Origin of the sequence: Streptomyces sp. NPDC051364, assembly GCF_040682115.1 — a bacterium.
Lineage (GTDB): Bacteria > Actinomycetota > Actinomycetes > Streptomycetales > Streptomycetaceae > Streptomyces.
In genome coordinates this window covers 156,963-182,050 of record NZ_JBFBAH010000005.1, presented here as the reverse complement: position 1 = coordinate 182,050, position 25,088 = coordinate 156,963, and the positions used below count along the sequence as shown (strand labels likewise).

26 protein-coding genes and 1 tRNA gene are annotated in these 25,088 nt (G+C 71.7%); 15 read left to right on the top strand and 12 right to left on the bottom strand.

The features are described from left to right. Positions 1-4: 4 nt before the first annotated feature. From mscL to AB0M76_RS12825, 9 genes are all read right to left on the bottom strand, one after another. The gene (gene mscL, locus AB0M76_RS12865; RefSeq protein ID WP_365952908.1) at positions 5-541 is read right to left on the bottom strand and encodes a large conductance mechanosensitive channel protein MscL; all 537 of its coding nucleotides are present in this window, start codon (positions 539-541) and stop codon (positions 5-7) included. Between the two features lie 123 nt (positions 542-664). Then, entirely contained in the window at positions 665-1,120 is a 456-nt protein-coding gene (locus AB0M76_RS12860; RefSeq protein WP_365952907.1) for a hypothetical protein, read from the bottom strand. Positions 1,121-1,473: 353 nt separating this feature from the next. Then, positions 1,474-2,166 carry an orotidine-5'-phosphate decarboxylase gene (gene pyrF / locus AB0M76_RS12855; RefSeq protein WP_365952906.1) on the bottom strand — a complete coding sequence of 231 codons (693 nt, stop codon included), beginning with the start codon at positions 2,164-2,166 and terminating at the stop codon, positions 1,474-1,476. 16 nt (positions 2,167-2,182) lie between these two features. Next, entirely contained in the window at positions 2,183-2,740 is a 558-nt protein-coding gene (locus AB0M76_RS12850) for a carboxymuconolactone decarboxylase family protein (protein ID WP_365952905.1), read from the bottom strand. A gap of 86 nt (positions 2,741-2,826) precedes the next feature. Then, on the bottom strand, positions 2,827-3,333 hold the full coding sequence (locus AB0M76_RS12845; RefSeq protein WP_365952904.1) for a hypothetical protein: 507 nt from the start codon (positions 3,331-3,333) through the stop codon (positions 2,827-2,829). A gap of 69 nt (positions 3,334-3,402) precedes the next feature. Further along, positions 3,403-4,236 (bottom strand): S-methyl-5'-thioadenosine phosphorylase, encoded by an 834-nt coding sequence (locus tag AB0M76_RS12840; RefSeq protein ID WP_365952903.1) that lies wholly within the window; start codon positions 4,234-4,236, stop codon positions 3,403-3,405. Between the two features lie 84 nt (positions 4,237-4,320). After that, complete coding sequence (locus tag AB0M76_RS12835; protein ID WP_078613644.1) at positions 4,321-4,617, bottom strand: FmdB family zinc ribbon protein; 297 nt, start codon at positions 4,615-4,617, stop codon at positions 4,321-4,323. A 67-nt stretch (positions 4,618-4,684) separates the two neighbouring features. Then, on the bottom strand, positions 4,685-6,019 hold the full coding sequence (locus AB0M76_RS12830; RefSeq protein WP_365952902.1) for an MFS transporter: 1,335 nt from the start codon (positions 6,017-6,019) through the stop codon (positions 4,685-4,687). A gap of 400 nt (positions 6,020-6,419) precedes the next feature. Further along, positions 6,420-7,967, bottom strand: coding sequence for a potassium/proton antiporter (locus tag AB0M76_RS12825; protein WP_266672968.1), 1,548 nt, complete (start codon positions 7,965-7,967; stop codon positions 6,420-6,422). A gap of 200 nt (positions 7,968-8,167) precedes the next feature. Between AB0M76_RS12825 and AB0M76_RS12820 the strand changes: the two genes are divergently transcribed. Beyond that, positions 8,168-10,996: a penicillin acylase family protein gene (locus AB0M76_RS12820; RefSeq protein ID WP_365952901.1), complete on the top strand. Its 2,829-nt coding sequence runs from the start codon at positions 8,168-8,170 to the stop codon at positions 10,994-10,996. On the opposite strand, the gene AB0M76_RS12815 is transcribed toward AB0M76_RS12820, so the two are convergent. Further along, positions 10,986-11,600: a 5-formyltetrahydrofolate cyclo-ligase gene (locus AB0M76_RS12815; RefSeq protein WP_365952900.1), complete on the bottom strand. Its 615-nt coding sequence runs from the start codon at positions 11,598-11,600 to the stop codon at positions 10,986-10,988. The two genes, AB0M76_RS12820 and AB0M76_RS12815, sit on opposite strands and share 11 nt — an antisense overlap. Before the next feature lie 96 nt (positions 11,601-11,696). Between AB0M76_RS12815 and galU the strand changes: the two genes are divergently transcribed. The 9 genes from galU (at position 11,697) to AB0M76_RS12770 (ending at position 19,048) form a co-directional block, all read left to right on the top strand. Then, positions 11,697-12,599 (top strand): UTP--glucose-1-phosphate uridylyltransferase GalU, encoded by a 903-nt coding sequence (gene galU / locus AB0M76_RS12810; protein ID WP_266666273.1) that lies wholly within the window; start codon positions 11,697-11,699, stop codon positions 12,597-12,599. A gap of 4 nt (positions 12,600-12,603) precedes the next feature. Then, on the top strand, positions 12,604-13,944 hold the full coding sequence (gene glp / locus AB0M76_RS12805; protein WP_266666275.1) for a gephyrin-like molybdotransferase Glp: 1,341 nt from the start codon (positions 12,604-12,606) through the stop codon (positions 13,942-13,944). 74 nt (positions 13,945-14,018) lie between these two features. Then, entirely contained in the window at positions 14,019-14,531 is a 513-nt protein-coding gene (gene moaC, locus AB0M76_RS12800) for a cyclic pyranopterin monophosphate synthase MoaC (RefSeq protein WP_266628545.1), read from the top strand. Positions 14,532-14,650: 119 nt separating this feature from the next. Then, complete coding sequence (locus AB0M76_RS12795; protein ID WP_266672970.1) at positions 14,651-15,154, top strand: MogA/MoaB family molybdenum cofactor biosynthesis protein; 504 nt, start codon at positions 14,651-14,653, stop codon at positions 15,152-15,154. 17 nt (positions 15,155-15,171) lie between these two features. Beyond that, a complete protein-coding gene (locus tag AB0M76_RS12790; protein ID WP_266666279.1) occupies positions 15,172-15,780 on the top strand; it encodes a GNAT family protein in 609 nt (202 codons plus the stop codon). A gap of 178 nt (positions 15,781-15,958) precedes the next feature. Further along, positions 15,959-16,996, top strand: a complete 1,038-nt coding sequence (locus AB0M76_RS12785; protein WP_365952899.1) for a hypothetical protein — start codon at positions 15,959-15,961, stop codon at positions 16,994-16,996. 76 nt (positions 16,997-17,072) lie between these two features. After that, a tRNA-Ala gene (locus AB0M76_RS12780) sits at positions 17,073-17,146 on the top strand. A 229-nt stretch (positions 17,147-17,375) separates the two neighbouring features. Continuing rightward, the gene (locus AB0M76_RS12775) at positions 17,376-17,597 is read left to right on the top strand and encodes a hypothetical protein (RefSeq protein ID WP_365952897.1); all 222 of its coding nucleotides are present in this window, start codon (positions 17,376-17,378) and stop codon (positions 17,595-17,597) included. Between the two features lie 92 nt (positions 17,598-17,689). After that, complete coding sequence (locus AB0M76_RS12770) at positions 17,690-19,048, top strand: CoA transferase (protein WP_365952896.1); 1,359 nt, start codon at positions 17,690-17,692, stop codon at positions 19,046-19,048. 193 nt (positions 19,049-19,241) lie between these two features. Here AB0M76_RS12770 and AB0M76_RS12765 read toward each other — a convergent pair whose 3' ends face one another. Then, complete coding sequence (locus AB0M76_RS12765) at positions 19,242-19,736, bottom strand: GNAT family N-acetyltransferase (RefSeq protein WP_365952894.1); 495 nt, start codon at positions 19,734-19,736, stop codon at positions 19,242-19,244. A gap of 38 nt (positions 19,737-19,774) precedes the next feature. On the opposite strand from AB0M76_RS12765, the gene AB0M76_RS12760 reads away from it, so the two are divergent. Further along, positions 19,775-20,578, top strand: coding sequence for an exodeoxyribonuclease III (locus AB0M76_RS12760; RefSeq protein ID WP_365952893.1), 804 nt, complete (start codon positions 19,775-19,777; stop codon positions 20,576-20,578). On the opposite strand, the gene AB0M76_RS12755 is transcribed toward AB0M76_RS12760, so the two are convergent. After that, positions 20,560-21,243, bottom strand: a complete 684-nt coding sequence (locus AB0M76_RS12755) for a MerR family transcriptional regulator (RefSeq protein ID WP_365952892.1) — start codon at positions 21,241-21,243, stop codon at positions 20,560-20,562. The genes AB0M76_RS12760 and AB0M76_RS12755 overlap by 19 nt on opposite strands. A 181-nt stretch (positions 21,244-21,424) precedes the next feature. Here AB0M76_RS12755 and AB0M76_RS12750 point away from each other — a divergent pair, with 181 nt between their 5' ends. The 4 genes from AB0M76_RS12750 (at position 21,425) to AB0M76_RS12735 (ending at position 25,011) form a co-directional block, all read left to right on the top strand. After that, on the top strand, positions 21,425-22,960 hold the full coding sequence (locus AB0M76_RS12750) for an NAD(P)/FAD-dependent oxidoreductase (RefSeq protein WP_365953185.1): 1,536 nt from the start codon (positions 21,425-21,427) through the stop codon (positions 22,958-22,960). Beyond that, positions 22,957-23,871: an alpha/beta hydrolase gene (locus tag AB0M76_RS12745; protein WP_365952891.1), complete on the top strand. Its 915-nt coding sequence runs from the start codon at positions 22,957-22,959 to the stop codon at positions 23,869-23,871. The genes AB0M76_RS12750 and AB0M76_RS12745 overlap by 4 nt, the downstream gene beginning before the upstream one ends. Beyond that, positions 23,868-24,761, top strand: a complete 894-nt coding sequence (locus AB0M76_RS12740) for an SDR family oxidoreductase (RefSeq protein ID WP_365952890.1) — start codon at positions 23,868-23,870, stop codon at positions 24,759-24,761. The genes AB0M76_RS12745 and AB0M76_RS12740 overlap by 4 nt, the downstream gene beginning before the upstream one ends. Positions 24,762-24,837: 76 nt before the next feature. After that, on the top strand, positions 24,838-25,011 hold the full coding sequence (locus AB0M76_RS12735) for a hypothetical protein (protein WP_365952889.1): 174 nt from the start codon (positions 24,838-24,840) through the stop codon (positions 25,009-25,011). Positions 25,012-25,088 lie beyond the last annotated feature (77 nt).

Below are 25,088 nucleotides of genomic sequence, written 5' to 3'. Positions count from 1 at the left end.
CCTGCTAGTACCCCGAGCCGGGGTGACCGCTTTGGCCGCCATACCCGCCCTGGCCGCCATACCCGCCTTGGCCGCCCTGCCCATTCTGGCTGCGCTGGGCGATCAGCTCGTCCCGGATCTCCTTGAGGACCACCAGCTCGGTGATCTCCATGGTCTCCTGGACACCCTCCTTGGCCCGGCGGCGCTGCTCCATCTTGGCGAGGTACTTCGACATCGGCAGAACCATCAGGAAATAGACGACCGCGGCCGTGATCAAGAAGGTCAGCGCGGCGTTCAGCACCGATCCCCAGAGGATGTTGACGCCGGTGGGCTCCCCCTTCGCGTCGATGCCACAGGGGTCCTTCAGGCAGGACGTGTAACCGTCCAGGCTCTTCGTACCGATGGCGCCCACCACCGGGCTGATGATCCCCTTCACCACCGAGTTCACGATGTTCGTGAACGCGGCGCCGATGACGACCGCCACCGCCAGGTCGACCACGTTGCCGCGCATCAGGAAGGCCTTGAAGCCTGCCAGAACGCTTTCCTTCTTCTTCTCGCTCACCACTGAGCCTCTCTTCGAATCCGCCGAACATGGAGCCAACGGTTCCGAAAGCTACGGCAGTCCGGTCCCGGCGTGTCCAATCGGGGCCCGTCTTGTGATGACTTGGCTGCACGCCCGTCCGATTCAGCACAACGTCACCGCCAGTCGTGCCACTGCGCCCGCCCCCACGAGAGCCCGCGCCGTGTCCCGGGGGACCGACAGGACCACCAGCGCCCCGCCGTCCCCAACGCCCTTCTCCGGGGCAGGTACTTCGACGACCCGGGCCCCCGCGGCAACGACCCTCGGCGGGCCGGCGCGCTCCGCCGCCACCACGTCCACCCGGTCCCCGGACCGCAGCAGCCGCACCGTCGCCGCGTCCGCGATGCGCACCGGCGCCGACACCCACCGCACTGCCGCAGGCGGCGGTTTCACCTCCGGCGGCGCCGCGCCCCGCGAAGCCTGCGCCTCCGTCCCGCCCACCACCGCCAGTGCGGCCGCCAGGACGGCCAGCCCGGCCGACGCGGCCCGCCGCCGACGCCGTACGGCGCGGCGCAGCCGGTCCCCGCCCCGGCCGACGCGAAGCGGGGGGAAGGCCGGCACCGGGCGCACAGGGGGACACGCAGAGGGAGCGGAAGGAGCGGACAGAGAGGAAGGAAGGGAAGGAGTCGAAGGGGAAGGGACGTACGAGGTCCTGGACATGACGGCCACCACCAGTGAGCTGAGTTCCGGTGTCCGGGCCCATCGCCCGGACACCCCTCACGATCCGCCGCCCCGCCGGATCCCGCTCGCGCCTGTGGACAATCCCCAGCCTGTGGACAACGTCGGCACCCACTGGAGTGGGTGCCCGTCAGGCTTCGGCGTTCTCCTCGCGCAGGACCAGCGCCAACAGCCCGCGCGGCGGAGGCGACGGCGAGTCCAGAGCGCGGCGGCCGGCGGCAGGCCGATCCGGGCCGCTACCCGCCCTCCCGGACCCGCCGCAGCGCCGCCACCGGGTCGGCGGCCCGCGTCACCGACCGCCCCACCACCACGTGCGAGGCCCCGGCGGCAAAGGCGGCCTGCGCCGTCCCGGCCCGGGCGGCGTGCTCGCCCGCCTCCCCGCCGGCCAGGGTGACGCCCGGCGTCACGATCAGCGGCCGCGGCCCCAGCACGTCCCGCAGCGCCCCGGCTTCCCGCGGCGAGGCGATGACCCCGTCGCACCCCGCGCCCACCGCCAGCCGGGCCAGCCGCTGCACCTGCTCGTCGGTCGTCGCGCCGACGCCGATGTCGGCGAGGTCGCTCCCGGTCATGCTCGTGACCACCGTCAGCGCGAGCACCCGCAGCCCGGGGAACTCCCGGGCCGCGTCCACCGCCGCGGCCATGATCCCCGTACCGCCCATCGCGTGCACGGTCACCATCGACGCGCCCAGCACGCCCGCGGCGCGCACCGCGCCCGCCACGGAATTCGGGATCTCGAAGAGCTTCAGGTCCAGGAACACCTCGTGCCCGCGCCCGACGAGCTGCTCGACGAGGCCGGGCCCGGCGGCGGTGAGCAGCTCCAGCCCGATCTTGTAGTGGCCGCAGGCGTCCCCGAGGCGGTCGACGAGCGCCTCGGCGTCCCGGCGGCCGGCGAAGTCGAGGGCGACGATCGTGCTGCTGTCGTTGATCACTCCGTCATTGTGCGGTTCACGGCCGGGCCGGGATCTCGCAGGCCTCCGAGAAGCCCTGGCTGGTCAGGCCGAAGGCTCGGTTGGCCCGCGAGCGCCAGTTCTCCAGTGCGACCATCGCGGTGAGTTCGACGAACGCCGCCTCGCCCAGGCGCGCGATCAGCTCCGCGGCGAGCTCGTCCGTGACCGCCGGCTCGGTCTGGGTCATGGCCTCGGCGTACTCCATGACCAGCAGCTCCAGCTCCGTGAACGTCTCGCGGTTCTCCCGCCACCGCGGCACCTGCCCGATCTTCCGCGCCGACAGTCCTCGTTCCAGGCCCTCCCAGTAGCCGAAGTCCATGCACCACGAGCAGTTGATCCGGGCCGCCGCCGCCATCACCGCGAGGTGCTTCAGCCCGGCGTCGAGGGCGTTCCACTTCGCCGCCTGCTGCTCGAGGCGGACGTACGTGAACAGCACGCGCGAGTTGTGCCCGTACGCCTGGCCGGGGTCGAGCACCTTGCCGTACCTGCGGCGCGAGTACCAGGCGCCGATGCGCATGAGGAGGGTGCGGGGCGGGGTGAGCGAAATGCGCGACATGGCGGTCGCCTCCTGGACGGTCGGTCGGTCTCGTCGGTCCTTCACCAGCCGAGACCGGACAGCCCTCCGGAATGTGACAGCCCGCCTCAGATTTCTCCGGGAGTCCTCGTGGCGGCGAACTGCACCACCGCGGCGCGGAGCTTTTCGAGGAAGCCGCGCAGGTCGTCCGCGACGGGGTCGAAGCCGCTGTCCCTCGAGGCGGCCCGCGAGCGGTGCACGCTGCCGTCGGGGCCGATCGCGTACAGGATTCCGCCGCCGTTGCTCGCGAAGACGACGCCGTCACCGACGGCAACGCGGTCCACGCAGTCGCCGAGGGCAACGCCCGGCGGGTGGATGAAGAAGGCGTTGCCGATGTCCGACAGGACCACCTCGTCGATCACGCCGTAGAAGGTGAGCAGGTCCGGCGCGGTCCCGGGGTATCCCCGCAGGGCGTCGAGGCCGGCCCGGCGGTCGGGGCCGGCCGGGACGATCTCGTTCTGCCCGGGCGAGAAGGGGAAGTACCTGTCGAAGGCCGCGAGGACGGCCGCCACCCGCGCGGTGACGTCTGCTGCCCAGCCCCGGACCCAGTCCGGGGAGAGCGGGACGGTGTTCATCTGTATGTCCTCGGCAGGCAGCAGGCAGCAGGCAGCAGGCAGCAGGCAGCAGGCAGCAGGCAGGGTCGGTTACGGGAGCTCGATGCCCAGGTCCCAGCCGTCGTGGACGTGGGTGCACAGGCAGTCGCGGGACTTCGTCGGCGGCAGCGCCGCCACCGCGTCGAAGAGGACGTCGCGCAGGCGGCCCACGTTCTCGCCGAACACCTTCAGGACCTCCGTGTGGGACACGCCCTCACCCGTCTCCGCACCCGCGTCCAGGTCGGTGACCAGCGCCATCGAGGTGTAGCAGAGCCCCAGCTCGCGCGCGAGGACCGCCTCCGGGTGGCCCGTCATGCCGACGACCGACCAGCCCATCGCCGCGTGCCACTTCGATTCGGCGCGCGTCGAGAACCGGGGGCCCTCGATCACGACCATCGTGCCGCCGTCCACCGGCTCCCACGCCCGGCCCCGCGCCGCCGCCAGCGCCACCGAGCGGCCCACCGGGCAGTACGGGTCGGCGAAGGTGGTGTGCACGACGTTGGGCACAGTGCCGTCGGGCAGCGGCTCCCCGTCGAAGAAGGTCTGCGCCCGGGACTTCGTACGGTCGACCAGCTGGTCGGGAACGAGCAGGGTGCCCGGGCCGTACTCGGTGCGCAGCCCGCCGACCGCGCACGGGCCGAGCACCTGGCGCACGCCGACCGAACGCAGCGCCCACAGGTTGGCCCGGTAGTTGATCTTGTGGGGCGGGACCTTGTGGCTCCGGCCGTGGCGCGGGAGGAAGGCGATCTGCCGCCCGGCCAGCTCGCCGAAGAAGAGGGAGTCGCTCGGGGGCCCGTACGGGGTGTCCACCTGGACCTCGGAGACGTCCTCCAGGAAGGAGTAGAAGCCCGAGCCGCCGATGACACCGATCTCTGCGTTAGCCATGGCGCCACCCTAACCGGGCATGCACAAGGCCCCGCCGCCCGGAAGGGGCGGCGGGGCCTTACGAAGAACGGACGAGATCAGAGATCAGGCAGCCGACGTGGAGCTGCTGCTCGAGCTCGACGTCGAAGACGTGCTGGACGTCGACGAAGCGGCCGGGGCGGCAGGCGTCGACGGCTTCGAGGCAGGGGTGCTGCTCGACGAAGCGCCACGGCTGTCGTTCCGGTAGAAACCGGATCCCTTGAAGACGATGCCGACCGCGGAGAACACCTTCTTCAGGCGTCCGTGGCAGTTCGGGCACTCGGTCAGTGCGTCATCGGTGAACTTCTGCACGGCCTCAAGGCCCTCACCGCACTCGGTGCACTGGTACTGGTAGGTCGGCACGAATTTCCTCCTGGCACTCTGACTCGATGAGTGCTAACGACGTTCCATGGTGACGTATTCCGGCCGATCAGTCCACCGTCACCGGCACGCGGTGACCGAGACCACGCTCGTTCACCCGCGCACCAGGGGCCTCCGGAACAGCAGTCGCAGGTGATCCCGACGACGAGCTGATGATCCGGCTCGGGGCCTTCGGAGCCAGGCTCGACCGCAGCGCGAGCAGGGTGGCCAGCGCCAGCACGGTGCCCGCCATGGGCACCAGGAAGCCGTACGAGGACCCGTGCGCGTCCGTCAGGCGGCCGGCCAGGGTCACGGCGGTGGCCTGACCGAAGGCGACCGCGCCGGTCAGCCAGGTGAAGGCCTCGGTCCGGGCGTTCGCCGGGATCAGCGACTCGATCATCGTGTAGCCGGTGATCAGGGCCGGGGCGATGCACAGGCCGACGACCAGGCCGAGCGCGCCCAGCAGGATCATCGAGTGGGCGGTCCACAGGACCGAGGCGGCCACGGTGAGGCCGGCGTAGCCGAGCAGCAGCCGGCGGCGCGGGCCGATCTTCCAGGCGATGGCGCCGCAGGCGATGCCCGCCGTCATGTTGCCGGCCGCGAAGACGCCGTAGAGCAGGCCGTTCGCACCGGGGTTGCCGATCTCGTTCGAGAAGGCGGCCAGCGACACCTGCATGCCGCCGAAGACGGCGCCGATGCCGAGGAAGGCCACGATCAGGACGCGCAGGCCCGGGAAGGACAGCGCGGAGGCGTGCTTCTCGCCCCCGGCCGCGGCGGCGTGCACCTTCGGCTGGGTGGCGCGCTGGGCGGCGAAGACCAGACCGCCGGCCAGCGTCAGCGCGGCCTCGGTGATCAGACCGGCGGCCGGGTGGACGCCGGTGCACAGGGCGGTCGCCAGCACCGGGCCGACGACGAAGGTGAACTCGTCGGTGACGGACTCGAACGCGGCGGCCGTCGGCAGCAGCGGGGAGCCCTCGAGCCTGGCCGCCCAGCGGGCCCGGACCATCGGTCCGACCTGCGGGACGGAGGCGCCGGCCGGGACGGCGGCCAGCGCCAGCGCCCACACGGGGGCGCCCAGCAGCGCGAGCGCCACGAGGGTGCTGACGGCGGCGGAGTGCATGAGGACGACGGGGGCCAGGACGGCGCTCTGGCCGCGGCGGTCGGTGAGCTTGCCCATCACCGGGGCGGACAGCGCCATCGAGACGCCGGTGACGGCGGCGACGATGCCGGCGCTGCCGTAGGAACCGGTGGTGTGCTGCACGAGCAGCAGGATGCTGATGGTCAGCATGCCGAACGGGAGCCGGGCGGCGAATCCCGGGAGAACGAAGCCGATGGCGCCGGGCGTGCGCAGGAGCTGCCCGTAACCGGGGCGTGCGGACTTGTCGGTCGTGACCGCGGATGTCACGGCCTGGCCTTTCCGCTGCCTGGTAGAGCGTCCCCGTCTGCGGACGGTGTGCCGCCTTGTGAGCGACCGCACCCGTACATGTGGGAGCCCCGAGAGCTGTCCTCTTGCGCAGAACCGAGTGATACCTGGGCGCCCACTGCGGGAGGGAGCCACGGCCGCTTTGCGGTCGCGCCAGCTCTGCGTCAGACAGAGTTGGTTCGATGTGGTGTGCCTTTATCGTACAGGGCAGACCAGCAATGTGTCCTGTGATTCCGGCGACAGGACGTGTCTTCACCTGGGATTAACTGGAAGTTCGCATTCCGCGGGACGGTAAAGCCTGGCGAAACAGCCCGCAAACCCCCGAAAACATAGAATTAGAACGGCGCTCTAACTCTCTGTTCAAGTCCGGGACCGGCCCCGCTCAAGCCCCGTTCGAGCCCGTGCCGAGCCATCCGGCCAGCTTGCCGCCCCGGGCCACGGCCCGCAGCCGGGCCTCCGCCGCGTCGCGTACCGGATCCGTGGCCACCACCAGCAGCTCGTCCCCGCGCCGCAGCACGGTCGACGGTAGCGGTACGAAGCTCTTCGCGTCCCGGACCACCAGCGTCACCGAAGCCCCCGGCGGCAGCCGCAGCTCGCTCACCTCGACGCCGTGCATGCGCGAGGCGTCCGGGATGGCGAAGGACAGCAGGTGTCCGCGCAGCTTCTCCAGCGGCGCCGACTCGATCCCCAGGTCGGCGGCGCCCTCGTCGCCGGCGCCGAGCTCCAGCTTGCGCGCGAGCCACGGCAGGGTCGGCCCCTGGACCAGGGTGTAGACGACGACCAGCACGAAGACGATGTTGAAGACGCGGTCGCTGCCCTCGATCCCGGTCACCATCGGGATGGTCGCCAGGATGATGGGCACGGCGCCGCGCAGCCCCGCCCACGACATCAACGCCTGCTCCTGCCAGGGCAGCCGGAACGGCAGCAGGCTGACGAAGACCTCCAGCGGCCGCGCCACCATGGTCAGGACCAGCCCGATGACCACGGCGGGCCAGAAGTCCTGGGCCAGCTCGTGCGGGGTGACCAGCAGACCGAGCAGGACGAACATGCCGATCTGGGCGATCCAGCCGAGCCCGTCCGCGAACCCCCGGGTCGCCGGCCAGTGCGGGAGCTTCGCGTTCCCGAGCACCATGGCCGCCAGGTAGACGGCGAGGAAGCCGGAGCCGTGCGCCATCGCGCCGGCCGCGTACGCCGTCACGGCGATCGCCATCACGGCGATCGGGTAGAGGCCGGAGGCGGGCAGGGCCACGTGCCGCAGGCCGTACGCCCCCAGGAAGCCCACCGACAGGCCGATCGCGACGCCGATCGCCAGCTCGAGGGCGATCTTCCCGAGCAGGACGTACCACTGGTCCACCGGGCCGACGGAAGCGAAGGCGACGACCAGGATGACGACGGGGGCGTCGTTGAAGCCCGACTCGGCCTCCAGCACACCCGTGATCCGCGCGGGCAGCGGCACCTTGCGCAGGACGGAGAAGACGGCCGCCGCGTCGGTCGAGGAGACGACCGCGCCGATCAGCAGGGCCTGGCGCCAGTCCAGTCCGACCAGGTAGTGCGCGCCGGCCGCCGTGACGCCGACGCTGATCGCGACGCCGACCAGCGACAGGACGATGGCGGCCGGCAGGGCGGGCTTGATCTGTTTCCACTTGGTGCCCAGACCACCCTCGGCGAGGATCACGACGAGCGCGGCATAACCGATGACCTGAGTCAGTTCGGCGTTGTCGAAGACGACGTTGCCGATGCCGTCCTGGCCTATCGCGATGCCTATGCCGAGGTAGATGAGCAGGCTGGGGAGGCCGCTGCGTGAAGAGATGCGTACCGCCGCGACGGCGACGAGCAGCACGAGCGAGCAGACCAGCAGGAGCTCATTGAGCGTGTGGACGGTCAGCGGGCGGCCCTTTCCCTCAAGGCGCCAGGCGGAACGTTCCTCCAGGCGACAAGTCCGGCAAGATCGGCAGGTACTTCGTTACCTTACCTAATATTTGACGCGCTCTTTACGCGATAACCACATTGTGAAACGCCTGTTCGGCCCTGTCCTCGTCACCTCGACCCCTGGCGGATCAACGGACTAGGTCCTGCGCCTATGGTTGCTCCCAGCACTCCCAGGACCACCCTGCCCCTCTAAGGACAGCGATGCCCGCCAACGAAACCGCCCCTTCCGTCAAAAAGAAGGGACGACGCGCCCGTCTGATCGTGCTCGTGCTGGTCCTGGCGCTCCTCGCGGGCTTCGGGTACGGGACGTACTGGAGCATGGACAACGTCCGCGCCTCGTTCCCCCAGGCCACCGGCACCCTCAAGGTGCCCGGCCTGACCGGGACCGTGGAGGTCAAACGCGACTCCCACGGCATTCCCCAGCTCTACGCGGACAACGACGACGACCTCTTCCGCGCGCAGGGCTTCGTCCACGCCCAGGACCGCTTCTGGGAGATGGACGTCCGCCGCCACATGACCTCCGGCCGGCTCTCCGAGATGTTCGGGTCCGGCCAGGTCGAGACCGACGCCTTCCTGCGCACGCTCGGCTGGCGCCAGGTCGCGCAGGCGGAGTACGACACGAAGCTCTCGGCCGAGACGAAGAAGTACCTGCAGGCCTACGCCGACGGGGTCAACGCGTACCTGAAGGGGAAGTCCGGCAAGGACCTCTCCGTCGAGCACGCCACCCTCAAGCTCAGCGACGACTACCAGCCCGAGCAGTGGACCCCGGTGGACTCGGTGGCCTGGCTCAAGGCGATGGCGTGGGACCTGCGCGGCAACATGCAGGACGAGATCGACCGCGCGCTGATGTCCAACAAGCTCACGCAGGCGCAGATCGACGAGCTCTACCCGCCGTACCCCTTCGACCGGAACAAGGCGATCGTCGACGGGGGCAAGATCGAGGGCGGGAAGTACGCCCCCCAGGGCGCGGCCGCAGGCTCCACAGGCTCCGGCAAGGGCTCCGGCGGCGGCAGCGCCACCGGCTCGCAGGCCTCGGCCAACGGCTCGCAGCCCTCGCCCACCGGCCTCGCGGACGACACCACCGCCCAGGGTGCCACCGTGGGCCTGCGCAACTCGCTGACCTCCCTCGCCAAGACCCTGGACAAGGTCCCCGCGATCCTCGGCCCCAACGGCAGCGGCATCGGCTCGAACTCCTGGGTCGTCTCCGGCCAGTACACGACCACCGGCAAGCCGCTGCTCGCGAACGACCCGCACCTGTCCCCGCAGCTGCCCTCGGTCTGGTACCAGATGGGTCTGCACTGCCGCGCGGTCTCGAACCAGTGCAAGTACGACGTCGCCGGCTACACCTTCTCCGGCATGCCCGGCGTGGTCATCGGCCACAACGCCGACATCGCCTGGGGCATGACCAACCTCGGCGCCGACGTCACCGACCTCTACCTCGAGCAGGTCAAGCCCGAGGGCTACGTCTACGACAACAAGGTGGTCCCCTTCACGACCCGTGAAGAGGTCATCAAGATCGCGGGCGGCACCAGCAAGAAGATCACCGTCCGCACCACCAACAACGGCCCGCTGATCTCCGACCGCAGCGACGAGCTCGGCACGGTCGGCAGTCGCGCCCCCGTCTCCAGTTCGGCCCCCGACCGCGGCAACGGCTACGCCGTCGCCCTGCGCTGGACCGCCCTGGACCCGGGCAAGTCGATGGACGCCATCTTCAATCTCGACCGGGCCAAGGACTTCGCCGGCTTCCGCGCCGCCGCCCGCGACTTCGAGGTGCCGTCCCAGAATCTGATCTACGCCGACACCAAGGGCAACATCGGCTACCAGGCCCCGGGCCGCATCCCGATGCGCGGCGCCGGCGACGGCCGCATGCCGGCCCCGGGCTGGGACTCCAAGTACGCCTGGAAGGGCGGCAAGGACGGGAACGCGGGCTACATCCCGCAGGACGAGATGCCGTACGACTACAACCCGTCGCGCGGCTACGTCGTCACCGCGAACCAGGCCGTCGTGGAGAGCGGGACCGGCGCGGGCAAGTACCCGTACGTCCTGACCACCGACTGGGGCTACGGCGCCCGCAGCCAGCGGATCAACGACCTCATCGAGGCGAAGATCAAGGACAACGGCAAGATCTCCACCGACGATATGCGCACCATGCAGATGGACAACAGCAGCGAGATCGCCGCGCTGCTCACCCCGATGCTGGCCAAGATCGAGGTCTCGGACCCCGACGTGCGCTCCGCGCAGAAGCTGCTGGAGGGCTGGAACTACACGCAGGAGCCCGACTCGGCGGCGGCCGCGTACTTCAACGCGGTCTGGCGCAACATCCTCAAGCTGTCCTTCGGCGACAAGATGCCGAAGGAGCTGCGGATCGCGGGCAGCTGCATGAACGTCCGGGAGGGGAGCGGCGGTCCGGTCGACGACCTGGCCAAGACGGTCCGCGAGTGCGGTACTCGCGACTCCGACTCGGCGCAGCCGGACGGCGGCGACCGCTGGTTCGAGGTGGTCCGCCGCCTGGTCAAGGACGAGAAGTCGGCCTGGTGGGCGACGCCCGCCGCCCGCAACCAGCCGGCGACCGCCACCCGCGACCAGCTGTTCGCGCGGGCCATGAAGGACGCCCGCTGGGAGCTGACCGCCAAGCTCGGCAAGGACCAGTCCACCTGGAGCTGGGGCCGCCTGCACCAGCTGACGCTGAAGAACCAGACCATAGGCACCGAGGGCCCCGGCTTCATGCAGTGGCTCCTCAACCGCGGCCCGTGGAACCTGGGCGGCGGCGAGGCCACCGTGAACGCGACCGGCTGGAACGCCTCCAGCGGGTACGGGGTCACCTGGGTCCCGTCGATGCGCATGATCGTGAACCTCAGTGACCTGGACAAGTCCCGCTGGATCAACCTGACCGGCGCCTCGGGCCACGCGTACCACGACAACTACTACGACCAGACGGACATGTGGGCCAAGGGCGAGCTGCTCGACTGGGCCTTCGGCAAGGACGCCGTGGACAAGGCGACCACGGAGACGCTGACGCTCAAGCCGTGAATCTGATCACCCCCGACGGGGTGGCCACCGCCTGAACGGGGTGGTCGTGCGGTTCCTCCGGGACCCGCGCGACCACCTCTTCGTCGTAGAGGAGCACGACCAGCGCGGGATGCGCCCCGGCGCGCGCCAGGCGTGCCAGCACCCGGTCGTACGAGCCCCCGCCGCGCCCGAGGCGCATCCCGCGGCCGTCCACGGCCAGCCCCGGCAGCAGGACGGCGTCGGCGCCGGCGACCGCGTCCGGCCCGAGCCGGGGCCCGGCCGGCTCCAGCAGCCGCATCTTGCCGGGGTGGGCGGCCTCGGCGAGGCTGCCCGGGCCTTCGTACTCCGCCCAGTCGAGGTCGTTGTCGGGCAGCAGGACGGGCAGCAGCACCCGCTTCCCGGCCGCGCGCAGGGCGTCCAGCAGATCGCGGGTGCCGGGTTCGGCGCCGACGGAGACGTACGCGGCCACGGTCTGCGCATCGGCCAGTTCGGGCAGTTCAAGAGCGGAGCGGGAGAGCGCGAGGGCCGACGTACGCAGGAATTCGGGGGACAAGGCGCGTCGGGCGGCCAGGAGTTCTCGGCGCAGCCCGACCTTATCGGACGGGTTCGGCGGGTTCCATACCACAGCTGACTCTGATTTCCTTTCAAATCGGGGCGAAGTCGGATCTATTTACCGGAATCAAACCCGGAGTGGTCTCTGCGACCCACTATCGTTCTGCCCATGACTCAGTTGCACCCTGTGATCAAGAAGGCCGTGATCCCGGCCGCAGGTCTCGGCACCCGCTTCCTTCCGGCGACGAAGGCGACGCCCAAGGAAATGCTCCCCGTCGTGGACAAGCCGGCCATCCAGTACGTCGTCGAGGAGGCCGTCTCGGCCGGCCTGGACGACGTTCTCATGATCACGGGGCGTAACAAGCGCGCACTCGAGGACCACTTCGACCGCAACTACGAGCTGGAATCGGCCCTCATCGCCAAGGGCGACGACGACCGGCTCAAGAAGGTCCAGGAGTCCAGCGACCTCGCCACCATGCACTACGTCCGCCAGGGCGACCCGCGCGGCCTCGGCCACGCCGTCCTGTGCGCCGAGCCGCACGTCGGCGACGAGCCCTTCGCCGTCCTCCTCGGCGACGACCTGATCGACCCCCGCGACCCGCTGCTGCGCCAGATGACCGACGTCCACGCCCGCACCGGCGGCACCGTCATCGCCCTCATGGAGGTCGACCCCGCCAACGTCCACCTCTACGGCTGCGCCGCCGTCGAGGCCACGGACGAGGAGGACGTCGTCCGGATCACCGGCCTCGTCGAGAAGCCGGACCCGGCGGACGCGCCCAGCAATTACGCGGTCATCGGACGCTATGTCCTCCACCCCGCGATCTTCGACATACTGCGGGAGACCGAGCCGGGCCGCGGCGGGGAGATCCAGCTCACCGACGGCCTGCAGAAGCTTGCCGCCGACGAGACCGTGGGCGGCCCGGTGCACGGCGTGGTCTTCCGGGGCCGTCGCTACGACACCGGAGACCGCGGCGACTACCTGCGGGCCATCGTCCGCCTCGCGTGCGAGCGTGAGGACCTGGGCCCGGAGTTCCGCACCTGGCTTCACCGTTACGTCACGGAGGAGATGTAGCACCTTGAGCAGCCGCGCACCGCAGGACACCGGCCACGGCGCCCAGCGCCTGTGGTCGGTCGACGAGCACCTCGCGGACGTCCTCGCCGCCATCCGGCCGCTGGAGCCCATCGAGCTCCAGCTGCTCGACGCCCAGGGCTGTGTCCTGGTCGAGGACGTCACCGTGCCCGTCGCCCTCCCGCCCTTCGACAACAGCTCCATGGACGGGTACGCCGTCCGCACGGCCGATGTCCAGGGCGCGAGCGAGGAGTTCCCCGCGGTGCTGACGGTCATCGGGGACGTGGCGGCGGGCAGCGGCGAGCTGCCCACCGTCGGCCCCGGCCAGACCGCCCGCATCATGACGGGCGCCCCGCTGCCTCCGGGGGCCGAGGCCGTCGTACCGGTCGAGTGGACCGACGGCGGCAGCGGCGGCGGCGCCGCCGCCGGCATGACCCCGGCCAGCGCGGCCCCCGAGGGCGCGGGCGGCGAGGTGCGCGTGCACCGGGCCGCCGAGGCGCGGGCGCACGTACGCTCGCGCGGCAGCGACGTCCAGGCCGGGGACCTCGCCCTGGCCGCCGGCACGGTGCTCGGCCCGCCGCAGATCGCGCTGCTCGCCGCCATCGGGCGGGGCACCGTGCGGGTACGGCCGCGCCCGCGCGTGGTCGTGCTGTCCACCGGCAGCGAGCTGGTCCAGCCGGGTGAGTCGCTGGCCGCGGGGACGATCTACGACTCGAACAGCTTCGCGCTGGCCGCGGCCGCGCGCGACGCCGGGGCGATCTCCTACCGGGTCGGGGCCGTCGCCGACGACGCCGAGACGCTGCGCTCCACCATCGAGGATCAGCTGATCCGGGCGGACCTGCTGGTCACCACGGGCGGAGTCAGCGTCGGCGCGTACGACGTGGTCAAGGAGGCGCTGTCCTCGGTGGGCACTGCCGAGGACGAGCCCGACGGCGGGCGGATGGACTTCCGCAAGCTCGCAATGCAGCCCGGCAAGCCGCAGGGCTTCGGCACCGTCGGCCCGGACCACACCCCCTTGCTGGCCCTGCCCGGCAATCCGGTGTCCTCGTACGTCTCCTTCGAGCTGTTCGTGCGCCCCGCGATCCGCGCGCTCATGGGCCTGGCGGACGTCAACCGGCCCAGCGTGCGGGCGGTCCTGAAGGCCGACAAGGCGCTGGGCTCCCCGGCGGGCCGCCGCCAGTTCCTGCGCGGCAAGTACGACGCGGAGAGCGGCACGGTCAGCCCGGTCGGCGGATCGGGGTCGCACCTGATCGCGGCCCTGGCCCACGCCGACTCGTTGATGGTCGTACCGGAGGACGTCACCTCGGTGGAGCCGGGGGCCGAGCTGGAAGTGGTCCTGCTCGGCTGAAGTCCGGCCGGTGCGGGTAGCGTGTTGCACCACACAGGCCCTTGCGGGGCCCGGAGCGGGAGCGGCACGAACCTATGGCAGCGTTTTCCCAGGGGGCGACCCCCGGACCCCCTGAGCACAGCAGGCTGACGCACATCGACGAGGCCGGCGCGGCCCGGATGGTGGACGTCTCGGAGAAGAACGTCACGACGCGGACGGCACGGGCCAGCGGGCGCGTGCTCGTCTCCGCCCGGGTGATCGAACTGCTCCGCGGCGAGGGCGTCCCCAAGGGCGACGCCCTCGCCACCGCGCGGATCGCCGGGATCATGGGTGCGAAGAAGACCCCCGACCTGATCCCGCTCTGCCACCCGCTGGCCGTATCGGGCGTGAAGGTGGACCTCTCGGTCGCCGACGACGCCGTCGAGATCCTCGCCACCGTCAAGACCACCGACCGCACGGGCGTCGAGATGGAGGCGCTGACCGCCGTGGCGGTCGCCGGGCTCACCGTCATCGACATGGTGAAGGCCGTCGACAAGGGCGCCGTCATCACGGACGTCCGGGTGGAGGAGAAGACCGGCGGCAAGTCCGGCGACTGGACGCGCGCGTGAACGCCCCGCGCGGCGGCGACGCCTTCAGCCACGTCCCCGTACCCGTGCCGCCGGCGGCGGGCGGGACCTGGGCGGCCGAACCGGGGGCCGCGGGCGCGGCCCGGGAGCCCGGGCGCGCCCTGCGCGGGCTCGTGGTCACCGCCTCGAACCGCGCCTCGGCGGGCGTGTACGCCGACCGTGGCGGACCGCTGCTGGCCGAGGGGCTCGAGAAGCTCGGCTTCACGGTGGACGGCCCGCGGGTCGTCCCCGACGGGGATCCCGTCGAGCAGGCGCTGCGCGCGGGCGTGGCCGCCGGGTACGACGTCATCCTCACCACCGGCGGCACCGGCATCTCGCCGACCGACCGCACCCCGGACGCCACCGCGCGGGTGCTGGACTACGAGATCCCGGGCATCCCGCAGGCCATCCGGGCCGAGGGCCTGGCGACCGTGCCGACCGCGGCCCTGTCCCGGGGCCTGGCGGGCGTGGCGGGCCGCACCCTGATCGTGAACCTGCCCGGCTCGACCGGGGGCGTCCGCGACGGCCTCGCGGTCCTCACGCGGATCCTGCCGCACGCCGTGGACCAGATCCGGGGCGGCGACCACCCCGTGCCCCCGGGTAGATCCTCCGGGAGCCCGAGCTGAACGGACCCTCCTGGCCGGTGGTGCTGACCGACGGCGACGTCACGCTCCGGCCGATAAAGCTGCGGGACCAGGGCGCCTGGCGCGAGGTCAACCGGCGCAACCGCGACTGGCTCAGGCCGTGGGAGGCGACGATTCCGCCACCCGCGCCGTGGGGGCCGGTGATCCACCGGCCGACGTACCGGCAGATGGTCCGCCATCTGCGGGCCGAGGCGAACGCGGGGCGGATGCTGCCGTTCGTCATCGAGTACCAGGGCCGCCTCGTCGGCCAGCTGACCGTTGCCGGGATCACCTGGGGCTCGATGTGCGCGGGCCACGTCGGCTACTGGGTCGACCGCGAGGTGGCGGGCCGGGGCGTGATGCCGACGGCCGTCGCGCTCGCCGTGGACCACTGCTTCGCGAAGGTCGGGCTGCACCGGATCGAGGTGTGCATCCGCCCGGAGAACGGGCCGAGCCGGCGGGTGGTGGAGAAGCTGGGCTTCCGCGAGGAGGGGCTGCGGCCGCGCTACCTCCACATCGACGGCGCCTGGCGCGACCACCTCGTGTACGCGCTGACGGCGGAGGAGGTCCCCGAGGGGCTGCTGCGCCGCTGGCACCGCGGACACAGGCAGGGCACCTCGTCGGCGTAGCGGAGTGGTCCGGGAGACCGGTAAACGAATAACTGTTCGAATTATCGGGTCGCGGAACCGATTCGCCCATAACCTGATCCGAAGAATCACAAAAAAAGTCCGTGATATCAGCCAGTTCGTGCGACACACCGGCCCAATTGGCGGATCCGCCAGGCCGCGCCCCTCTACGGTGTGAGGTGTGAGCAGCAGCGGCCTCATCTACGCAGTCATTGTCGGGGCCTGGGCCGCCTACTTGGTGCCCATGTGGCTCCGGAGGCAGGACGAGCTGAACGAAGCCCGTCCGACGGAACGCTTCTCAACCGCCATTCGGCTGCTTTCCGGCCGGGCGGGAATGGAGCGCCGTTACGCCAAGGGGCTGCGTGAACGCGGCGACCAGGAGGCAGAGCCCCCGCACCGCGCGGACCCGGACGCCGCGACGGAAACGGTGAATTCCGTGGACGCCGACGCCCGGCCCGTCGTCGTGCCCCCGACCAGGGCGGAGTCGAGGTCGGCCGTGGCGGAGCGGCACCGGCGCGAGCAGCGCCTGCAGGTGCTCGCGCGCCGCCGGCGCACCACCGCGCTCCTCTTCCTGATCTTCACGCTGGGTGCGATCGTCGCGGCGGTCGGCGGCCTGGGCTACCTCTGGGCGCCCGCCGTACCGGCCCTGCTGCTGAGCGCGTACATCGTGCACCTGCGGGTCCAGGAGCGGCGCCGCTACGAGTTCACCATGGACCGGCGGCGCGCCGAGGCCGCCGCCCGGCAGCTGCGCGAGAACCGCCCGCGCCGCCGTGAGCCGGAGGCCGCGGCGGGATCCGAACCGGACCCTGCGCCACCCGTCTCCCCGCAGGAGGCCGGACGGCGCGCGCTCGTCGAGCAGACCGACCACGCCGAGTGGGTGGACCAGCAGCGCGAGCGCGAGCGCGGCCCCGCCCGCGGTGACAGCTGGGAGCCGGTCCCGGTCCCGCTGCCAACCTACGTGACGGCCCCGGTCGCCCCGCGCGCCACCGGCCCGGCGACCCCGGACGCCTGGAGCGCGACCCGCTCCAGCACGGCCGAGCCGACGGACCCCCGCCTGCGCGCCCAGCCCTCGCCGGCCGCGAAGCCCGGGGCGAAGCCCGACCAGAAGTCGGAGCAGAAGGCCCACCCGAACGCCCGCCCGCGCGGCCAGGGCCGCGGCCGCACACCGCTGTTCGACCAGTACGAGAGCGACGACCGCCCGCGCGCTGCGAACGAATGACCGGACCTGCACGGACGCACCCCGGTATCGGTTTTGGAGCACCCGCGCGGGGATGCTAATGTTTCACACGTCGCAAGGGCCTGTGGCGCAGTCTGGTAGCGCACCTCGTTCGCATCGAGGGGGTCTGGGGTTCAAATCCCCACAGGTCCACAGACAGACGATTGTTCTTGAGTAGCTCTCAGGGACGTTGACGAGATCCCGTCCGATCGCAAGATCGGGCGGGATTTTCGTCGTTTCTGGGGTCGTTCGATGTCTGTTCGGGGTGATGGATGGCGGTGTATCGGGTCTGGCGGCCAGGGGGCAGGCACCTGTCCGTCGCCGAGGCATGCGAACAGGCCCCGGTTGCCCGGGGCTGGTGATCGTGATGTGCGGCTGTGGCGTGTACCGATCAGAGATCGACCGGCGGATGCCGCCCGCTGTCGAGCGGCACGGAGGCGTACGGCTGGTCAGGGCGCGGAAGGTCTCGAACCTCAACTACCGGGCGGGGCAGACCGTCTCCAACCTGGTGGTGGTCCCCGTGGTGGACGGGCGGGTGACGTTCTTCAACAACGCGGGCAGCGTCGACGTGATCGCCGACCTGAACGGGTTCTTCACGTCCTGACCCGGATCCGCACTGACTGACGGAAGATCCCGTCCGATCGCAAAGATCGGGCGGGATCTTCTGCTTCTGCGGGTTCTTCGGAGAATGGGCCCATGACGATCTTCGACGGTGGAACGCGGCAGGCCTGGGGCGCACTCGGCGGGGCGGACGAGCTGGTGGGGCGGGTGGCCTACCGGGGCGGCAGCGGGCTGGGGCAGGGGCGGCTGCCCGTACGGGAGCTGGCGCGGGCCACCGTGGGCGTGTGCGCGCTGGCCGCGGCGGAGCTGGCCGCGGTACGGGCCGGGGGCGCGGCGGACGAGGTGGAGCCGCTGGTGGTGGACGAGGGGGCCGTGGCCACCGCGTTCGTCAGCGAGCGGCACCTGCGGGTGGCGGGGCGCGAGCCGGTGAACTTCGCGCCGCTCTCGGGGTTCTGGCGGGCGGCGGACGGGTGGGTGCGGACGCACGCCAACTATCCGCATCACCGGGCCGCCCTGGTACGGGCGTTGGGACTGCCGTCCGCGACGCCCGGGGCGCTGCGGGACGCGGTGGCGGGGCGCGGGGCCGTCGAGGTGCAGGAGCTGGTGTACGCGGAGGGCGGGCTGGCCGTCGCCGTGGCGGGCGGGTACGGGGATCCGCAGCCGCTGGTGGAGGTACGGGAGTCCGGGGGCGCGGGGCGGGAGCTCGGGCCGGAGGCGCTCCCCTCGATGCCCGCGGCCGGGGTGCGGGTGCTGGACCTGACCCGGGTCATCGCGGGGCCGGTCGCGACGCGGACGCTCGGGCTGCTGGGGGCGGACGTGCTCCGGATCGACTCGCCGCGGCTGCCGGAGTCGGACGACGCGTACGCGGACACCGGGTTCGGGAAGCGGTCGGCGCTGCTGGACCTGGCGGATGCGGGGGAGCGGGCCGTCTTCGAGGGGCTGCTGGCCGAGGCCGACGTGGTGGTGACCGGGTACCGGCCGGGGGCGCTGGAGCGGTACGGGCTCGGCGCGGACGAACTGCTGGAGCGGTGGCCGGGGCTGGTGGTGGCGCAGCTGTGCGCGTGGGGGTGGCAGGGGCCGTGGGCGGGGCGGCGGGGGTTCGACTCGCTGGTGCAGGCGGGGTACGGGGTGGCGGCGGCGTACGGGGACGGGGCGGGTGGGGTGGCGGGGGCGCCGGGGGTGCTGCCGGCGCAGGCGCTGGATCACGGGACCGGGTATCTCGTGGCGGCGGCCGTGCTGAGGGCGCTGGCCGCGGGGGGTGGGCGGTCCTTGCGGTTCTCGCTGGCGGGGACGGCGTCCTGGCTCGTACGGGAGGTTCCGGCGGACGGCTCCGCCGGTTCCTCCGGGGAGGCGTATGCGGCGGAGCCGTGGCTGCGGGAGGTGGACTCGGGGTACGGGGTGCTGCGGTATGCGGGGTCGCCGCTGCCGTTCGGGGAGTGGGGGCGGGGGCCGTCCCGGTGGGGGACGGACCGGGCGGAGTGGCTCCCGCGGTAGCCCTGCCGGGCCGCTGCGCGGGGCTCTTCTCCCCACCCCGCCCTTTCTCCGTGTCCGGGGCTCCGCCCCGGACACCGGTCCTCAAACGCCGGACGGGCTGGAAAGACCCGGGATCCGTCCCGGACCCCCGGGGGCCCCCGTACCCCCGCGCCTCGAACGCCGGCGGGGCCGGGACGGGCCGGCGGCCGGCTCGTCAGGGAAGCAACGGCTTCGTCATGCAGCGGCTCGAGTCGTAGTGGCGGTAGTGGCCGAACTTTGCCGAGAGGGTGTAGCCCGACGAGAGGTAGAGGGCTATCGCTTCCGGCTGCTGGTCGCCCGTTTCCAGGGCCATGCGGGTGCGGCCCGCCGCGCGGGCGTCGGCCTCCAGCTCGAGCAGGATGCGGCGGGCCAGGCCCAGGCCGCGGGCCTCGGGGACGACGTACATGCGCTTGAGCTCGGCGTCGCCGTCCGCGTAGCCCTCGTCGTTCTCGTCCTGGCTGCGCCAGCCGCCGCTGGCCATCGGGGTGTCCGAGGCGTCGTACGCCAGCAGGTACAGGCCGTTCGGCGGGGCGAACATCGCCGGGTCGAGGGGTGTGACGTCCCCCTCACCGCCGTAGCGCGTCTGGTACTCGAGCTGGACCTGGTCGTTGAGTTTGACCGCGTCCGGGTGGTCGTACGGCACGGCGCGGAACTGGATCCCGTGAGACATCCGAACATCGTACGGAACGCTCCCGTTATGGTGCTCGGATGCTCACTGTGACCTCCGTGAATGTGAATGGGATCCGCGCCGCCGCCAAGAAGGGGTTCTCCCCGTGGCTGGCCGGGTCGGATGCCGATGTGGTCTGCCTCCAGGAGGTGCGGGCCGAGGAGGGGCAGATTCCGGACGAGGTCCGCAAGCCCGAGGGCTGGCACACCGTGTTCGCGCCGGCCGCCGCCAAGGGGCGGGCCGGGGTCGCGCTGTACACGCGCCGCGAGCCCGAGCGGGTGCAGGTGGGATTCGGGAGTGACGAGTTCGACACGAGCGGGCGCTACCTGGAGGTGGACCTTCCGGGTGTGACCGCTGCCAGCCTCTACCTGCCCTCCGGCGAGGCCGGTACCGAGAAGCAGGACGAGAAGTACCGGTTCATGGGGGAGTTTCTGCCCTATCTGGCCGCTTTGAAGGTGCGGGCCGCCGGGGAGGGGCGGGAGGTTGTCGTCTGTGGTGACTGGAACATCTGTCACAACGAAGTCGACCTCAAGAACTGGAAGACCAACCGGAAGAACGCCGGCTTCCTGCCCGAGGAGCGGGAGTGGCTCGGGGAGGTGTACGACACCGCCGGGTACGTGGACGTCGTACGGAGCCTGCACCCCGACACCGAGGGGCCGTACTCCTGGTGGTCCTACCGCGGGCGGGCCTTCGACAACGACGCCGGGTGGCGCATCGACCTCCAGGTCGCGACCCCGGGGCTGGCCGCCCGGGCCGTGAAGGCGTTCGTCGAGCGGGCCGAGACGCATCCGGAGCGCTGGTCCGACCACGCGCCCGTGACCGTGGTCTACGAGCTGGGGTCCTGAGCCCCTGACGTCAGCAGGCGGTTCATCGCCATGGTGAGCTCCGCCTCGACCACGCTCTTGGCGAGCGGGCGCAGGCGCGGCAGGGCCTCCTCCGTGAGGTGCGTGGAGATCAGCTCGGTGAACAGGGCCGCCATGGCGTCCGCGTGCTCGCGGACCCGGCGGCCGGTCTCCAGGACCGCGGAGAGCGGGACCCCCTCGCGGACCAGCGCCGAGGAGACGTCCAGCAGGCGGCGGCTGACGTGGACGATCTCGTCGCCGTCGGTCGCGAGGTAGCCGAGGTCGAGGGAGGCCGCCAGGTTCTCCGGGGTGACCTCGCCCTCGAAGTAGTCGGCGAGGGCCTCCGGCGTCAGGCGTACCGGGGTCTCCTCGGACCAGCCGATGCCGAGCAGCTGGCCGAGCTGGCCGACGTCGCGGCCGTTCTCGAAGGCCGCGGTCAGCTCGGCGATGCCGCCGAGGGTGTGGCCGCGCTCCAGCAGGGCGGCGATGGTGCGCAGCCGGGCCAGGTGGTGGTCGTCGTACCAGGCGATCCGGCCCTCGCGGCGGGGCGGCGGGAGGAGCTTGCGCTCGCGGTAGAAGCGCAGGGTGCGGACGGGGATGCCGGCCGCCTCGGCCAGTTCCTCCGTACGGTATTCACGCACTGTCGTCCCTGCTTCCGTCTGTTCCACGGGCGAAGCCTATGGCGTACCGGCGGTAACTTTCCGGGCGCGACCTCTACCCATGAGTACGGGGCTGCTCTACTCTCCCGATTGTGCCAGTGATTGCTGGCAGTGTGGCGCGGTGGTTGTGACTGGGCTGGGCTGGGACTGCGGAAGCGGAAGGCGGCGGGGCATGGGCGGCATGGGCGGCATGGGCGAGCGCAAACACGTACGAGTGGCAGTGATCGGGTCCGGGTTCGGCGGGCTGGGTGCGGCCGTACGGCTGCGGCGCGAGGGGATCACGGACTTCGTCGTACTGGAACGGGCGGACTCCGTCGGCGGGACCTGGCGCGACAACAGCTATCCCGGGTGTGCGTGCGACGTCCCCTCCCACCTGTACTCGTTCTCGTTCGCTCCCAACCCCGACTGGCCGCGGACCTTCTCCGGGCAGCCGGCCATCCGGGCGTACCTGGAGCACGTCGCCGACACCTTCGGGCTGCGCCCGCACATCCGGCTGAACTCCGAGGTCCGGATGATGCGCTGGGACGCCGACGGGCTGAGGTGGGAGATCGAGACCTCGGCCGGGGAGCTCACCGCCGATGTCGTCGTCTCCGCCACCGGGCCGCTGTCCGACCCGAAGATGCCGGAGGTCCCCGGGCTCGCCGAGTTCCCCGGCAAGGTCTTCCACTCCGCTCGCTGGGACCACGACTACGACCTGCGCGGCAAGCGGGTCGCCATGATCGGCACCGGCGCCTCGGCCATCCAGATCGTGCCGGCCATCGCGCCGGACGTGGAGCGGCTCACGCTGTTCCAGCGGACCCCGCCGTGGGTGATGCCGCGCACCGACCGGGCCATCAGCAGCGTGGAGCGCTGGCTGCACCGCCAGCTGCCGTTCACCCGGGCCGCCCGCCGCGGGCTGCTGTGGGGGATCCGGGAACTCCAGGTCAGCGCGTTCACCAAGCGGCCGAACCAGCTCGGGCTCATCGAGTCGCTGGCCAAGGCCAACATGGCGCGCTCGATCAAGGACCCGGCGCTGCTGGCCAGGCTGACGCCCTCGTACCGGATCGGCTGCAAGCGGATCCTGCTGTCCAGCGAGTACTACCCGGCGCTCGCCCGGCCGAACGTGGACCTGGTCGCCTCCGGGCTCAAGGAGATCCGCGGCAACACGCTGATCGCGGCCGACGGGACCGAGACCGAGGTCGACGCGATCGTCTTCGGCACCGGCTTCCACGTCACGGACATGCCGATCGCCGACCGGGTGGTGGGCGCGGAGGGGCGGACCCTCGCGGACCACTGGAAGGACGGGATGCAGTCGCTGCGCGGGGCGACGGCGGCCGGCTTCCCGAACTGGATGACGATCATCGGGCCGAACACCGGGCTCGGGAACAGTTCGATGATCCTGATGATCGAGTCGCAGCTGAACTACATGGCGGACTACCTGCGCCAGCTCCACGTGCTCGGCGGGCAGGTCGCGCTCGCGGCCCGGCCCTCGGCCGTGAACCAGTGGAACCGGCAGGTCCAGACCCGCATGGAGCGGACCGTGTGGAACACCGGCGGCTGCACCAGCTGGTACCTGGACGCGCAGGGGCGCAACACGACGGTCTGGCCGGGCACGACCGGCGAGTTCCGGAAGGAGACGCGGAGCGTGGATCTGTCCGAGTACGAGGTCATCCGCCTCCGGGAGGCCGAGCGTGAGCCCGTCCCGGCCCGGGCGGCGCAGGCCGACGCCGGGGAGGGCGCCGAATGAGCCGGCCGGCGCACGTCACCTCCGGGCCGTACGCACCCCCCGCCGCCCGGCGCGAACTGGTTGCGGTCTCCGCCGACGGGGCCCGGCTGCACGTCGAGGAGCACGGGGACGAGGGCGCACCGGCCGTGGTGCTGGCGCACGGCTGGACCTGCTCCACCGCCTTCTGGGCCGCGCAGATCCGGGAACTCTCGAAGGACCACCGGGTCATCGCGTACGACCAGCGCGGGCACGGGCGCAGCCCCGCCGCCTCCCGCTACGACACCACCGCCCTCGCCGACGACCTGGCCGCCGTCCTGCGGGCCACCCTGGCCCCCGGCCGGCGGGCGGTCGTCGCCGGACACTCCATGGGCGGGATGACGATCATGGCCGCCGCCGGGCGGCCGGAGTTCGCCGAGCACACCGCGGCCGCGCTGCTGTGCAGCACCGGCAGCGCCCGACTGGTCGCGGAGGCGCTGGTCGTGCCGCTGCGCCCTGGGCGCGTGCGGACCCGTATCACCGGCGCGGTGCTCGGCGCGCGCGCCCCGCTCGGGCCCGTCACGCCGGTCGCCAAACGGGTGCTGAAGTACGCCACCATGGGCCCCGGGTCCGCGCCCGACAGGGTCGAGGCCTGCGCCCGTATCGTGCACGCCTGCCCCACCGGGGTCCGGTACGCCTGGTCCGAGGTACTGGCCGGACTGGACCTCGAGGCGAACCTGGCGGCGCTCACCGTGCCCACCGCCGTCATCGGCGGCAAGAACGACCGGCTCACCCCGATCGTGCACGCCAGGGGGCTCGCCGCCGCGCTGCCGCACTGCGTGGGGCTGACCGAGCTGACCGGCATGGGGCACATGACCCCGATCGAGGCCCCCGAGGCCGTTACGAACGCCGTGCGCGAGCTGAGCGCGCACTTCTTGAAGGAGGTCACGCAGTGAGTGCGCGCAGGAGTCTGGAAGGCCAGGTCGCCGTCGTCACCGGCGCCGCACGCGGGGTCGGCGAGCTGCTCGCCCGCAAGCTGTCCGCACGCGGCGCGAAGGTGGCGCTGGTGGGCCTGGAGCCGGAGGCCCTCAAGGAGGTCTCCGAACGGCTGCACACCGACAGCGACCACTGGCACGCCGACGTCACCGACCACGAGGCCATGGCCCGGGTCGCGCAGGAGGTCAAGGAGCGCTTCGGCAAGGTCGACATCGTCGTCGCCAACGCGGGCGTGGCCGCCGGCGGGCCGTTCGCCGACTCCGACCCCGACGCCTGGCGCCGGGTGATCGAGGTCAACCTGATCGGCGGGGCCGTCACCGCCCGCGCCTTCCTCCCCGTACTCACCGAGAGCCGCGGCTACTTCCTGCAGATCGCCTCGCTCGCCGCGATCACGCCGGCGCCGATGATGACGGCGTACTGCGCCTCCAAGTCCGGCGTCGAGGCCTTCGCGCACTGCCTGCGCGCCGAAGTCGGCTACAAGGGCGTCAAGGTGGGCGTCGGCTACCTCTCCTGGACCGACACCGACATGGTGCGCGGCGCCGACCAGGACGAGGTCATGCGGGAGCTGCGGCAGCGGCTGCCCTGGCCGTCGAACCGCACGTACCCGCTGGGCCCGGCCGTGGACCGGATCGTGGCCGGCATCGAGCGGCGCTCGCCGCACGTGTACGCGCAGTGGTGGCTGCGCGGGATGCAGGGCGTGCGCGGCTACCTGCCCGGGATCATCGCGACCGTCGGGCAGCGGGAGATGAAGCGCTTCGAACCCAGGCTGACGAGTGTCTCCAGGGGACTTGTGGGGGCCGGAGGGGCCGCCGACGAGAAGGAGCGCACGCAGGGCACCGGGCGCCATTGATCGAAATGCGAGCTTTGTCCGGTCGTGCAAATCTGGTCGAGGCCCCGTCCCCTACACCCCTCCAGGAGTGAACAGCATGGGCATCAAGGACCAGTTCCAGGACAAGGCGCAAGAGCTCAAGGACAAGGCCAAGGAGGCCGGGAGGAGCGCGAAGGACGAGGCGTCCGAGCGCGGTGCGCAAGCCTCCGAGCCGGCCAGGAAGAAGAAGGAAAAGGTCCACGACGAGCTCGACGACAACTGGGACTTCTGACGCCCGGACGCCCGTACGCCGGAAGGGGCGCGGCCCGTCGCATTCGACGACGGGTCGCGCCCCTTCCGCATGCCTAC

Coding starts and splice junctions, on each gene's coding strand:
- AB0M76_RS12850 (WP_365952905.1), bottom strand. CDS start 2,740: ATGTCGCGCATTTCGCTCACCCCGCCCCGCACCCTCCTCATGCGCATC.
- AB0M76_RS12845 (WP_365952904.1), bottom strand. CDS start 3,333: ATGAACACCGTCCCGCTCTCCCCGGACTGGGTCCGGGGCTGGGCAGCA.
- AB0M76_RS12840 (WP_365952903.1), bottom strand. CDS start 4,236: ATGGCTAACGCAGAGATCGGTGTCATCGGCGGCTCGGGCTTCTACTCC.
- AB0M76_RS12820 (WP_365952901.1), top strand. CDS start 8,168: ATGCCCGCCAACGAAACCGCCCCTTCCGTCAAAAAGAAGGGACGACGC.
- galU (WP_266666273.1), top strand. CDS start 11,697: ATGACTCAGTTGCACCCTGTGATCAAGAAGGCCGTGATCCCGGCCGCA.
- moaC (WP_266628545.1), top strand. CDS start 14,019: ATGGCAGCGTTTTCCCAGGGGGCGACCCCCGGACCCCCTGAGCACAGC.
- AB0M76_RS12770 (WP_365952896.1), top strand. CDS start 17,690: ATGACGATCTTCGACGGTGGAACGCGGCAGGCCTGGGGCGCACTCGGC.
- AB0M76_RS12765 (WP_365952894.1), bottom strand. CDS start 19,736: ATGTCTCACGGGATCCAGTTCCGCGCCGTGCCGTACGACCACCCGGAC.
- AB0M76_RS12760 (WP_365952893.1), top strand. CDS start 19,775: ATGCTCACTGTGACCTCCGTGAATGTGAATGGGATCCGCGCCGCCGCC.
- AB0M76_RS12750 (WP_365953185.1), top strand. CDS start 21,425: ATGGGCGAGCGCAAACACGTACGAGTGGCAGTGATCGGGTCCGGGTTC.
- AB0M76_RS12745 (WP_365952891.1), top strand. CDS start 22,957: ATGAGCCGGCCGGCGCACGTCACCTCCGGGCCGTACGCACCCCCCGCC.
- AB0M76_RS12735 (WP_365952889.1), top strand. CDS start 24,838: ATGGGCATCAAGGACCAGTTCCAGGACAAGGCGCAAGAGCTCAAGGAC.